At 47.9% G+C, this 11,993-nt stretch carries 10 protein-coding genes; 9 read left to right on the plus strand and 1 reads right to left on the minus strand.

Annotated features, from left to right (window positions below; translation table 11 throughout):
* Nucleotides 1–64: 64 nt before the first annotated feature.
* Nucleotides 65–988: a carbohydrate kinase family protein gene (locus FCL48_RS07880; RefSeq protein ID WP_136871720.1), complete on the minus strand. Its 924-nt coding sequence runs from the start codon at nt 986–988 to the stop codon at nt 65–67.
* Between the two features lie 459 nt (nt 989–1,447).
* Between FCL48_RS07880 and FCL48_RS07885 the strand changes: the two genes are divergently transcribed.
* The 9 genes from FCL48_RS07885 to FCL48_RS07925 all read left to right on the plus strand — a co-directional run bounded on the left by FCL48_RS07885 (nt 1,448) and on the right by FCL48_RS07925 (nt 11,967).
* Entirely contained in the window at nt 1,448–2,251 is an 804-nt protein-coding gene (locus tag FCL48_RS07885; protein WP_136871721.1) for a transporter substrate-binding domain-containing protein, read from the plus strand.
* A gap of 17 nt (nt 2,252–2,268) precedes the next feature.
* On the plus strand, nt 2,269–3,228 hold the full coding sequence (locus tag FCL48_RS25400; RefSeq protein WP_136871722.1) for an amino acid ABC transporter permease: 960 nt from the start codon (nt 2,269–2,271) through the stop codon (nt 3,226–3,228).
* Entirely contained in the window at nt 3,221–3,955 is a 735-nt protein-coding gene (locus FCL48_RS07895) for an amino acid ABC transporter ATP-binding protein (protein ID WP_205747667.1), read from the plus strand. Before FCL48_RS25400 ends, FCL48_RS07895 begins: the two co-directional genes overlap by 8 nt.
* A gap of 63 nt (nt 3,956–4,018) precedes the next feature.
* Nucleotides 4,019–5,080, plus strand: a complete 1,062-nt coding sequence (locus FCL48_RS07900) for a BMP family ABC transporter substrate-binding protein (protein ID WP_205747668.1) — start codon at nt 4,019–4,021, stop codon at nt 5,078–5,080.
* Between the two features lie 173 nt (nt 5,081–5,253).
* The gene (locus tag FCL48_RS07905; RefSeq protein WP_136871723.1) at nt 5,254–6,321 is read left to right on the plus strand and encodes an ABC transporter permease; all 1,068 of its coding nucleotides are present in this window, start codon (nt 5,254–5,256) and stop codon (nt 6,319–6,321) included.
* The gene (locus FCL48_RS07910) at nt 6,318–7,238 is read left to right on the plus strand and encodes an ABC transporter permease (RefSeq protein ID WP_136871724.1); all 921 of its coding nucleotides are present in this window, start codon (nt 6,318–6,320) and stop codon (nt 7,236–7,238) included. The genes FCL48_RS07905 and FCL48_RS07910 overlap by 4 nt, the downstream gene beginning before the upstream one ends.
* A 169-nt stretch (nt 7,239–7,407) precedes the next feature.
* Nucleotides 7,408–7,896 carry a xanthine phosphoribosyltransferase gene (gpt, locus tag FCL48_RS07915; protein ID WP_136871725.1) on the plus strand — a complete coding sequence of 163 codons (489 nt, stop codon included), beginning with the start codon at nt 7,408–7,410 and terminating at the stop codon, nt 7,894–7,896.
* Nucleotides 7,897–7,898: 2 nt separating this feature from the next.
* Nucleotides 7,899–9,413, plus strand: coding sequence for an ABC transporter ATP-binding protein (locus FCL48_RS07920; RefSeq protein WP_136871726.1), 1,515 nt, complete (start codon nt 7,899–7,901; stop codon nt 9,411–9,413).
* 82 nt (nt 9,414–9,495) lie between these two features.
* Nucleotides 9,496–11,967: an AAA family ATPase gene (locus FCL48_RS07925; RefSeq protein ID WP_136871727.1), complete on the plus strand. Its 2,472-nt coding sequence runs from the start codon at nt 9,496–9,498 to the stop codon at nt 11,965–11,967.
* Nucleotides 11,968–11,993 lie beyond the last annotated feature (26 nt).

The raw sequence follows: 11,993 nt of genomic DNA on the forward strand, positions 1-11,993 counted from the left end.
TTTCACGCAAAAAAAAAGACAAGAAGCCAAGCTGTAAGGGAGTAAAAACAATCCAGGATTACAATCAACCTTCAGTTGCGCGCCTGTTGAACTCTTCCGGGGTAAAGCTGTAAACCTGGGTACCATTGCTCTCAACGGCAAAGGACGCACATACACTGCCCAGGGTGGCGCTTTCCTTCAAACTTTTTTTCTTGAGAAGGCCACTGATGAGTCCGCCTCGAAATGCATCTCCGGCCCCTGTTGGGTCAACAACCCGGGCGGCCTTAAAGGCTTTGATGGGTGTCATGCCGGTGCCGTTATACAGTTCGGAACCATTATCTCCGAGGGTGACAATGGTCGTATGGGCTAACTTGAGGAGTTCATCTTTGGAACAGCCGGTTTTATCCTGGATGAGGTTGAACTCATAGTCGTTGACGATGAGGATAGAACAGCCGGAAATCACCTCGACGAGATCCTTACCCTGAAGCATAGGCAGTGCCTGACCGGGATCGAAAATATACTCAATACCAAGTTTTTTACACTGTTTTGGGTAGTTGATCATATCATCGAGATTGCCAGGGGAGACCAGGAGCAGGTCTTCTTCCGGAGAGAGTCCGGCAACGTCGAGCCCGGAAGAATATTTCATGGCACCCGGGTTAAAACCTGTGATCTGGTTATTGCTGATGTCCGTTGTGATGTAGGCGCCGGCTGTGAGCTCAACGTCTATAACCTTTATGCCGTCTGTGGCAATGTTGTTACGTTTCAGCCATTCAAAATATTTGTGGTGATCACTGCCAATGGTGGCTGAAAACTGGGGAGCCACTCCCATGAGGTTAAGGGCGTAGGCAATATTCCCGGCTGTTCCCCCATAATTTTCAGTGACGCCGTCGACCTGAAAACAGACGTTGAGGCTATGAATTTTATCCGGAAGGATATGGTCTGAGAAGTTATCAGAGAAATTCATGATTCGATCGTAGGCCAGAGAGCCTGAAATGATAACATTTTTCATTGAATACCTTTGTTTGACTTTTTTTCAAGTGAAGATAGAAGCCGGTTCCTGCACTTCGATTGTTAAATTTTGCAGCACTATAGTACACCGGCTGGGATAATCTATAGATAAATTTTCTTGAAAATATGGAGAGGATTTTGCTCTGCTAGCATGAAGAGTTAAAAAGTCCCTACATTGGGACTGTTCATTACAAAACTGTTGTTTTTTATGGTTGGCTTTGACGAATCTGTTGCCTAAGAGATGGAACACTCAAAAATGTAAGTTTGTCCTTGAGTTTTAGGGTGGATTTTGTTACCCACAAAGGAATTACAGGTAATTCAGCGGGTGTATTAGCCCCTTTGAGGTTGTTTTCCCCGAGGGCTTGTATGGTTTGTTGTTCATTGCTCCGGTTCAGAGTATGCGGTCATGGCTTTAAGGGGGGTCCCCTTAAGAAAAGAAAAAAGAAAAAAGGAGATGTAGATGAAAAAAATTACCCTATTGTTGGCCGTCGTCCTGGCGGTTGTCACCTTTACCAGCGGGTCTGTTTTTGCAGTTGATACACTGGCAGAAATTCAAAAACGCGGATCTCTTCGGGTTGGAATGGAGCCCGGTTATATGCCTTTTGAGCTGACCAATAAAAAAGGTGAGATCATCGGTTTTGATGTTGATATGGCAAAAAGAATGGCAAAGGCCATGGGGGTTGAGCTGGAGCTGGTTTCAACTGCCTGGGACGGTATTATCCCCGCTCTTCTCACCGATAAATTTGATATCATCATGTCCGGTATGACCCTGACCCAGGCACGCAATCTCTCCGTAAACTTTGCTACTCCCTATATTTTGATCGGTCAATCAATTCTCTTGAAAAAAGAACTGGCAGACAGTGTCAAATCCTATAAAGACCTTGATGATCCTAAATATACCGTTGCCTCCAAGCTCGGCACCACCGGAGAGCAAGCGACCAAACGTATGATAGGTAATGCCAAATATATCTCCTATGAAACCGAGCAGGAAGGAGTTATGGAGCTTGTAAACGGTAAGATTGATGCCTTTATCTATGACCTTCCTTTCAACGCAATTGCTGTTGGTCAGAAAGGTGATGGTAAAATTGTTCACCTTGACGAACCTTTCACCAAAGAGCCTCTTGCCTGGGCCATTAAGCGCGGCGATGCTGATTTTCTCAATTGGCTGAATAACTTTATGAACCAGGTCAAGTATGATGGTGTATATGACAAAATTTACCAGAAGTGGTTCCAGGATTCTGCCTGGATGAAAGAAATCCAGTAAGAAAAGGAATCACTATTTTGATAGCCACAGATAAAACGTGGCCCTGGAAACTGTTGCTGGTAGCCATTCTGCTCGTGGTGGCTGCCGGTACCTGGGGTGCGGTTCAGAAGATAGACTACCAGTGGCGTTGGTACAGAGTTCCCCAATACTTTTTATACCACGCTGAAGATCCTCAAAAAATTCCCTTTGATGGTGTTGTTGACACCGTCAAAACATCAGGAAAAACAACGAAAGTCAGTCTTATTTCCGAGAATGAGGAAAAACTGACCCTTACTATTGCAACGGATACGTTGCGAGTAGATGAAGGTGAAGACCTTTTTGAGGGAGACACCGTTGGTTTTATAAAGGAATGGCGTCTTGGGCCTCTGATGCTTGGTCTATGGACAACGCTGTGGCTGTCGGCTGTCTCCAGCGTTTTTGCACTTTTTCTCGGTCTGGCAACCGGCCTGGCCAGGATATCTAAAAACTTCACTCTACGCGGTCTGGCAATGATTTATGTGGAGTGTATCCGTGGAACCCCGCTTCTGGTTCAGATCTTTCTTGCCTACTTTTTTCTCGGGACTGTTTTTAACCTGAGTCGAAACGTCTGCGGTATTGGCGCCCTCGCACTTTTTGCCGGAGCCTATGTGGCCGAGATTGTACGGGCAGGAATTCAGGCGATTCCAAAAGGCCAGACAGAAGCGGCAAGATCTCTTGGCATGACCGCTTTTCAAACTATGGTGGAAGTGATTCTGCCCCAGGCGTTTAAAAAGATTCTTCCTCCCCTTTCGGGGCAGTTTATCAGTCTGATTAAGGATTCGTCTCTGGTCTCCGTCATTGCCATTACTGATCTGACAAAGTCAGGGCGGGAAATCATTACCTCAACATTTGCAACTTTTGAAGTGTGGCTGGTTGTTGCTGCTATGTATCTGCTGATAACGTCCGTATTGTCACAAGTTGTCTACTACATGGAACGGAGGTTTGCCATCAGTGATTAAAGCTACGAATGTGGTCAAAATATTTAAAAGCCGTGCCGGTGTTGTGCGTGCGGTAGATGGGGTTTCCACTGAGGTTGCACCAGGAGAGGTCGTCGTTGTCATCGGTCCTTCCGGTTCTGGGAAATCAACGTTTCTGAGATGCATTAACGGGCTTGAGGCTTTTACAGATGGTCATATCATCATCGATGGGGTTGATCTCGCTGATAAAAAAACCAACATCAACAAAATCCGTGCGGAAGTTGGTATGGTTTTTCAGCAATTCAACCTTTTTCCCCATAGGACGGTGGTGGAGAACCTGACGCTTGCCCAGTGCAAAGTGCGTAAACGAAGCAAAAAAGTCGCCGAAGAAAAAGCATATGCCCTGTTGAAAAAGGTTGGAATTCATGATAAAGCCGGCGAGTATCCGTCAAGATTGTCCGGTGGTCAGCAGCAGCGGGTGGCCATTGCCAGGGCTCTGGCGATGGACCCGAAGGTGATGTTATTTGACGAGCCGACGTCGGCACTTGACCCTGAGATGGTTGGCGAAGTTCTCGATGTTATGAAGCAACTAGCCAGAGAAGGGATGACCATGATCGTGGTGACCCACGAAATGGGCTTTGCCCGCGAGGTCGCCGATCGGGTTATTTTCATGGATGAAGGAAAGGTTGTTGAGGTGGGTACGCCGGAACACTTTTTCACCAACCCAACCGAAGAACGGGCGAAGTTGTTCTTAAAGCAGGTATTATAGAAAATAGAGATGTTCGGGAATCGTATACGTACTTCGTATGAACTGACTTGAGGAGGAGAACACATGAAAATGTTAAAAGTTGTATTGCTGTTAACTTTATCTCTGTTTCTCTCAACGGCAAACGCCGCTGAGAAAGAGATGAAGGTAGGTTTCGTTTACGTTTCGCCAATAGGTGATGCCGGATATTCTTATGCCCACGACCTCGGCCGTCAGGCTGTGGAAGCAATGGACGGGGTGACGACATCCTATGTTGAATCCGTTCCAGAGGGGCCGGATGCTGAGCGGGTGATCCTGAATATGGCGCGAAAAGGCTACGATGTCATTTTTGCCACGAGTTTTGGCTATATGGATCCGATGCTCAAAGTCGCCAAGCAGTTCCCTAAAGTTGCCTTTCTCCACTGCTCAGGTTTCAAACAGTCTGAAAATATGGGCAACTATTTTGGACGGATGTATCAGGCTAGATATCTCTCGGGTATTGTGGCTGGTAAAATGAGCAAATCCAATATCATTGGCTATGTGGCTGCATTTCCGATTCCTGAGGTTATCCGTGGAATAAACGCTTTTACACTTGGTGCCCAGTCGGTCAATCCGGATGCAACGGTACGGGTGGTCTGGACCAAGACCTGGTACGACCCCGCCACCGAAAAAGAGGCGGCTAAATCCCTTCTTGACGTCGGTGCAGATGTTATCGCCCAGCATCAGGATTCTCCAGGGCCACAGGAAGCTGCAGAGGAAAAAGGCGTTTATTCCATCGGTTATAATTCCGATATGTCGTCGTTTGCTCCCAAGGCCCACCTGACCGCCACTGTCTGGAACTGGGCTCCTTATTATACCAAGGTTGTGGAGGCTGTAAGAAACGGCACCTGGAAGGCAGAGTCAGCATGGCCTGGGCTTGCTGAAGGTATTGTCGATCTGGCACCATTTGGTCCTATGGTTCCCAAGGATGTGCAGGATGCTGTCAATACTGTAAAGGCTGAGATCATCTCGGGTGCAAAAAAAGTTTTTGTCGGGCCGATAAAAGATCAGAGTGGGGCGGTAAAGATTGCTGAAGGGGTTGCAGCTCCTGATGCAGATCTTCTTGGCATGACCTGGTTTGTCCAGGGTGTTGTGGGCACTACTGAATAATTAGCGTCTGAATGCTTCGTACATGGTGGGAAGTTGTGAAGGTCACAAATGATGAAGGCGGGGCCTTCTTCATCTGTGACTTTTAGCTGAGGCTCCCTAAGGGTATCAGTTTTAACTCTGTACCAAAAACAATAATTTTGGATCCCTGAAAAGGGCAACCGGATAGAAGCCATATGCTTCACATGCGTATTGCAAAAAGACAGGAGCCTCTTGGATTGGGGGGCTCCTGTCTTGTTTTAGTTCTGGCGCTGGCACTCTCACTGGCGCTGAGTGGTTTTCTGTTATTTTTAGGAGGTACGCCTCCTGTTAAGGGGCTTTCCACGCTTTTTCATGGAGCCTTTGGTTCACGCTGGGCCTTTGAAGACAGCGTGCTGAAGGCCATTCCAATTTTCCTCTGTTCACTTGGCGTTGCGATTGCTTTTCGCCTGAAAGTCTGGAATATCGGGGCGGAAGGTCAGTTTGCCCTCGGAGCGGTCGGGGCTACCTGGGTTGCCCTTTCCTATCCGGATTGGCCCGCATATTTTCTCCTTCCCGCAATGATTGCCATGGCAGCGGCTGCCGGCGGTTTCTGGGGGCTTATCCCTGCATTTCTCAGGCAAAAACTGAGAACCAACGAGATCATCGTCACCTTGATGATGAACTATGTTGCTATTCTTTTTCTTGACTACCTTGTATACGGCGTGTGGAAAGACCCTACCAGCTTTGGTTTTCCTATGACTCCGGCCTTTTCCGATAATGCTGTGGTTGGCAAAATTGGCAGCAGTTCCATAAACTGGGGAATTTTCCATTGCCTCGGTCTTGGTTTTTTGATGTGGGGTTTTTTGAAATTTACGAGGCTTGGTTTTGAACTGAAAGCTGCCGGTGATAACGTGGCCGCTGCCCGTTATGCCGGGATTCCTTACGACCGCCTGGTAATGCTGGTCATGGTCATGAGTGGAGCCCTTGCCGGATGGGCAGGGTTTCTTGAGGCGTCGGCCACGGTAAATAGACTGCAGCCTTCCATAATGGTAGGCTACGGTTACACCGCCATTGTCGTTGCCTGGCTGGCCCGTTTAAATCCTCTTAGTATAGGTATCGCCTCAATTCTCCTTGCCGGCTTGCGGGTCGGAGTGGAAAATCTGCAGCTCGATTTGCAGGTGCCGGCAGCATTTGGTGGGATACTCGAAGGGCTTATTCTTCTCACAGTACTTGCGGGCGGTCTGTTTACCCATTACAAAATTGAGAGAAAGAGGATTCGATGACAACAGAAATTATCATATCCCTTCTCGCGGCCGCGGTACAGTCGGGCACCCCTATTCTTTATGCCACCCTTGGTGAAATCTTTACGGAAAAATCGGGAGTACTCAACCTTGGTGTTGAAGGTGCCATGATTCTTGGAGCCCTTGCCGGGTTTATGGTTGCAAAATTTACCGGCAGCCCCGTTATCGGATTTCTTGCGGCGGGTGTAGTTGGTAGTTTTGCCACCTCAATCCACGGTGTTGTCTGTCTCTGGTTTCAGGGAAATCAGGTGGTCTCAGGTCTGGCTCTCACTATTCTCGGGGCAGGTCTTGCAAATTACTTAGGTACTGCCTACGTTGGTTTGTCGGCACCTGGGTTTAATCCACTCGCACTTCCTGTACTTTCTGAAATACCTGTTTTAGGCAAGATATTTTTTCAGCAAGACCTGCTTGTCTATTTCAGCTATTGTATTCCTTTTCTGATGTGGCTATTTTTTGCGAAAACCCGATATGGTCTCAGTCTCAGAGCGGTAGGGGAGTATCCGGCTGCGGCAACTGCAGCAGGGCTGAACGTGTTATTATATCGCTGGGTTGGGATTCTGGTTGGAGGTTTTTTTATGGGTTTAGGTGGAGCCTATCTGTCTCTTGCATATACCCATCTCTGGACCACGAATCTGACCGGAGGCCGGGGCTGGATTGCGGTGGCACTAGTGATTTTTGCTTTCTGGCGGCCGGGACGGGCGGTCTTTGGGGCGTATCTCTTTGGCGGTGTCATGGCCCTGCAGCTTCGTTTACAGGCATCAGGCACTCAATTACCGTCTTCGCTGCTGCTGATGCTTCCCTACGCCTTGACCGTTCTTGTACTGGTTCTTTCCTCGTGGAAAAAAGGCAGCAGCGATGAACCCGGGGCGTTGGGAGTGAATATCGAGCCTGTGGACTGATTGCTGCGGGTATGAAAACAGAATAATGATTTTTGATGGTGTGCATGCTCACTGGACGTTTTAGCTGTTGTTTGAGTATGAGAGCTGATTTTACCATTAAGGTGAATGGAACATTTAGAAAATATATTGAGCCTGTCAGTCAGGCTGTACCAGTTTATTGGAGAAACCTATGTCCACAAACTCAACGTATAGAAAGACCTACCCTATTTCCTGGGATCAGTTACATCGGGATTCCAAAGCACTTTCCTGGCGGTTGCTGGATATGGGTTATTTTAAGGGGATCATCGCAATCACCCGTGGTGGCCTTGTTCCCTCTGCAATTATTGCCCGGGAGCTTGACATCCACCTGGTGGATACCATCTGCATTTCCGGTTATGACTGGAAGGATAAAAAAGATGAGGCTGATATCTTGAAGACCGTTGAGGGGAATGGTGAAGGCTATCTGCTGATAGACGACCTTGTTGATACTGGCCGAACCGCCCAGCTGGTTAAAGAGATTCTACCCAAGGCCCATTTTGCGACGGTCTATGCGAAACCTGCTGGCCGACCCCTGGTAGACACCTTTGTCACCGAGGTGAGCCAGGACACCTGGATTTTATTTCCATGGGATACGGAATCGCAGTTTGTAACCCCACTTGCAGGGCGGGAGAAGGCCTGATTATGTCAACTGCTGTACCACCACTCATTCGACTTGCCGGAATATCGAAATCCTTTGGTGATGTTCATGCCAATCGTGATGTCAGTCTCGATATAGAAAAGGGCAAGATCCTTGCCCTGCTTGGAGAAAATGGTGCAGGAAAATCAACATTAATGTCTATTCTTGCCGGACAACTGCAGCCGGATAAGGGGTCGATTTTCTTTGAGGGAAAACAGGTCGTACTTGATACGACAGAAAAGGCAATCGGGTGTGGCATTGGCATGGTCTACCAGCATTTCAAGCTGGTGCAGGGGCTGACAGTGACAGAGAATGTATTTCTTGGGGCCAGGGGAGGCTTCTGGCTCAACTGGTCCAAGATGCAGGCCGAGGTGAAGGAATTGGCAGCGCAGTATGGGATGCGCATAGATCCGGCCGCCCGTATCTCAGATCTGTCAATGGGTGAGAGACAGCAGGTTGAAATTTTAAAGCTGTTGCATAGAGAGTCGACTGTTCTCATTTTCGATGAGCCTACTGCGGTACTCACCCCTAAAGAGGCGGACAATCTTTTTTTGACCATGCATGAGATGGTTAAAAGAGGCAAGGGCATAGTTTTTATCAGCCATAAGCTCGAAGAGGTTATGGCCATTGCAAACAATATTGCCATCCTCAGAAGAGGGGCGGTCGTAGACACTGTGGCGACCAAAGATGTTGCCTCCACCGCCGAACTTGCAGAACGGATGGTGGGGCGTGAGGTGCTGCTCCAGGTGGATAGAATACCGATGGAGCCTCGACAGGTCGTGTTAAAAGTGGCACAGCTGAGCGATGAATTACTCCAGAATGTTGATTTGGAGCTTCGCCAGGGGGAAATTTTAGGGCTCGTTGGAGTTGCCGGTAATGGTCAGAAAAACCTGGTCGAAACTATCTGCGGTCTGAAAAAACCTAAAAAGGATTGTATCAAAATCCTTGGTGCCGAGTGGAAGAAATTCTTTTCAAGTATGGAGTGGGATAATGTCTTGTCCTATATCCCTGAAGATAGACAGGGCCTTGCCACCTGCCAGGGACTTGATCTGCTTGATAATTTTTTGCTGACAACCCGTCAAGGTTTTACCAGGGGACCTTGGCTTTACCGTGAACAGGCCAGGGAAAAGGCCGACTATCTGGTGGAGGAGTTTGACATCCGCCCTCCAAACCTCAAGGCCTTTGCCTGGCAACTATCGGGGGGCAACCTGCAAAAAATGGTGCTTGCCAGGGAATTTTATAGAAAACCTCGCCTTATTGTAGCCGAACAACCCACCCAGGGACTGGATATTGCTGCTACAGAGGATATCTGGAATCTGCTGCTCAATGCGCGCGAGATTGCAGGAATTCTCCTTGTAACAGGCGATCTTGCAGAGGCCCTTGCACTATCTGATCGTATTGGGGTCATGTTTAATGGCCGATTGATAGACTGCTTTGATTCAGATGATGAAGAAAAAATTGCCCAGATTCCACAGATGATGGCGGGGCTCAAAGAGCAGGCATCAGGAGCCGGAAGATAGCTGCATGTTCCTGAAGAACTTTGCTGAACTGTTTTCTTTTGTTGCTGGGATCAACAGGCCATAAAAGCTGTAAGCACGGAAAATGGCAGAATTAGAAGAAAAACTATACGGTATCGTCGAGCGGGTCACTTACCATAATTCTGAGAACGGTTGGTCTGTATTACGCGTTTCTCCCTTCAATAGTCCCGCATCACTTGAAACGGTCACTGTGCATCAGACAAAGGTCTTTGCCGGAGCTACAGTTGAGTTTTTTGGAACCTGGACCCATCACTCCCAGTTTGGCCGGCAATTTAAGGCCGATCGGGCCATAGAGAAAAAGCCGGCGACCAGTGCCGGCCTTGAAAAATATCTTGGCTCTGGCCTTATTAAAGGTGTCGGACCGAAAACCGCCAGAAGAATCGTCAACTATTTTAAAGAACATACCCTAGAGATTTTTGAAAATGATATCGGCAGGCTGGTCGAAGTTGAAGGAATAGCCAAAAAAAAGCTTCTGATGATTGAAGTCGCCTGGCGGGAACATCGTGCTGTACGAGAAGTGATGATGTTCTTACAGTCCCATGGTATTTCAACCCTTTTTGCCGTCCGTATATATAAGAAATATGGAGAGGAGGCTATTGCAAAGGTTGTAGCTGACCCCTACAGGCTGGCCAGTGATTTTTATGGGATCGGCTTTTTCTCAGCCGATAAAGTAGCACTCTCCATTGGCCTTGATAAGGAGAGTGATCAGCGGCTTAGTGCAGCTATTAGACATATCCTCGCCTCTGCCAGGGATGATGGTCACTGTTTTCTCAGCTACGAGCAGATAGCAGCAGGTATTGAAAAACTGTTGGAACTCAGCCTTGATGAGCGTCTTGCAGAACTCCTGGCTCACATGGAATCGACCAACCAGCTTAAGCTGCGGGTTCTTGAAGAAAACCAGATTCCGAAAAATTGTTACTATTCTAAAACCTTGTATTATGATGAAGAATATGTAGCCGGTAAATTACGGGAAATGATCAACCTGCCTGGCAGAACGAAGGTGGCTGGTGCAGCCCAATGGATTGAAAAGTATTGCAACGGCCAAAAAATACGTCTGAGCAAAGAGCAGATGACGGCGGTGAAAACGGCTGCTACGTACAACTTTTCTGTATTGACGGGTGGGCCGGGCTGTGGGAAAACCACCACTACTCTGGCTATCGTGCGACTTCTTGAGTTTCTTGGAGTCCACGTTGTTCTGGCTGCTCCTACAGGGCGGGCAGCTCAGCGGATGAGTGAGGTGATTGGTCGGGAAGCCAAGACCTTGCATCGGTTACTGGAATGGCAAAATGGTGGGTTTCAGCGCAATGAGCAGCAGCCTCTTCGTGCGGACTGTCTGATCGTGGATGAGTGCTCGATGCTCGATATCTCTCTTACTGCCTCACTGCTCAGAGCAGTCCCCCCTGCTTGTCAGGTCCTTTTTATCGGGGATGCTGACCAGTTGCCATCGGTTGGGGCTGGCAATGTGCTCAGGGATATAATCTCCTCAGGGGCCGTTATGGTCTCCCGGCTTACGGAAATATTTCGCCAGGCAAAAGCCTCTAAAATAATTCATTATGCCCACGAAATAAACAACGGAAGAACGCCTCGGATTGAATCTCCTTTCAAAAAACCTGAGCTGTGGAAAACCGGAGAAGATTGTCTTTTTTTTGATTCGGATGAAGCAACCCAGGAACAGATGAACTTTATCAGCAGGGTGAAGAAACTGAAAGGTTTTGATCTTGAGGCGCGGGAAGAAATGACTTCGCAGGAAGAGCCTCTTTTATATGGTACGGCAGAGCCCATTGTATCTTCCTATGAGCAGTCCTTTGTTGTGCCTGCAAAATTTCAACATGTGGATCTTCTTGAGGTGAGCAGGGCTGAGACTGCGGTCAATGAACTCAAGGCTGTTGTGAAAAAAATCCATCCGTGGTCGACCCTGCATTTTGGCTTTTCAGCAGTTGACGCTGTTATACGGCTGTATACGGACTGGATTCCCAAATATTACGGAGCAGGTATTGAGATCCAGATACTCTCTCCGATGACCCGTGGAAGTCTGGGTACCGTGAACCTGAACAAGGTTATACAAAATGCCATTAATCCAGAGCGAGCTGGAAAGGCGCAGGTCGTGATAGGTGAACGGGTTCTCCGTGAGGGCGACCGGGTTATCCACAGAAGAAATAATTATGAGCTCAATGTTTTTAATGGCGATATTGGCAATATTACGAGTATTGACACCGCAGAGCTTGGTTGCGTAGTACAATTCTTTCCAGATAATCGGGAGGTTATCTATAAAAAGGATGATATGCTGGAATTAGATCTTGCTTATGCGATAACTATTCATAAATCTCAAGGGAGTGAATTTGAGGCGGTCATTATGCCGCTTCTTACCCAGCATTTTAAAATGCTGTTTCGAAACTTAATTTATACAGGCCTTACCAGAGCACGAAAGCTTGCCGTTTGTGTAGGCACCAGAAAGGCTCTTGCCATGGCAGTGCAGCAGGAAGACGGCTGTAAACGTCAGACGGCTTTACAGCAACTCCTTTGCCGTGGTATGTAGAGCGGCAGGAAGCGTAAATAATGGGC

The organism is Desulforhopalus sp. IMCC35007, from assembly GCF_005116575.1.
GTDB lineage: Bacteria > Desulfobacterota > Desulfobulbia > Desulfobulbales > Desulfocapsaceae > Desulforhopalus_A.

What these genes read in the sequence shown, in the direction of transcription:
- FCL48_RS07880 (WP_136871720.1), bottom strand. Translation starts at nt 988, where the DNA reads ATGAAAAATGTTATCATTTCAGGCTCTCTGGCCTACGATCGAATCATG.
- FCL48_RS07885 (WP_136871721.1), top strand. Translation starts at nt 1,448, where the DNA reads ATGAAAAAAATTACCCTATTGTTGGCCGTCGTCCTGGCGGTTGTCACC.
- FCL48_RS07900 (WP_205747668.1), top strand. Translation starts at nt 4,019, where the DNA reads ATGAAAATGTTAAAAGTTGTATTGCTGTTAACTTTATCTCTGTTTCTC.
- FCL48_RS07905 (WP_136871723.1), top strand. Translation starts at nt 5,254, where the DNA reads ATGCTTCACATGCGTATTGCAAAAAGACAGGAGCCTCTTGGATTGGGG.
- FCL48_RS07910 (WP_136871724.1), top strand. Translation starts at nt 6,318, where the DNA reads ATGACAACAGAAATTATCATATCCCTTCTCGCGGCCGCGGTACAGTCG.
- gpt (WP_136871725.1), top strand. Translation starts at nt 7,408, where the DNA reads ATGTCCACAAACTCAACGTATAGAAAGACCTACCCTATTTCCTGGGAT.
- FCL48_RS07920 (WP_136871726.1), top strand. Translation starts at nt 7,899, where the DNA reads ATGTCAACTGCTGTACCACCACTCATTCGACTTGCCGGAATATCGAAA.
- FCL48_RS07925 (WP_136871727.1), top strand. Translation starts at nt 9,496, where the DNA reads ATGGCAGAATTAGAAGAAAAACTATACGGTATCGTCGAGCGGGTCACT.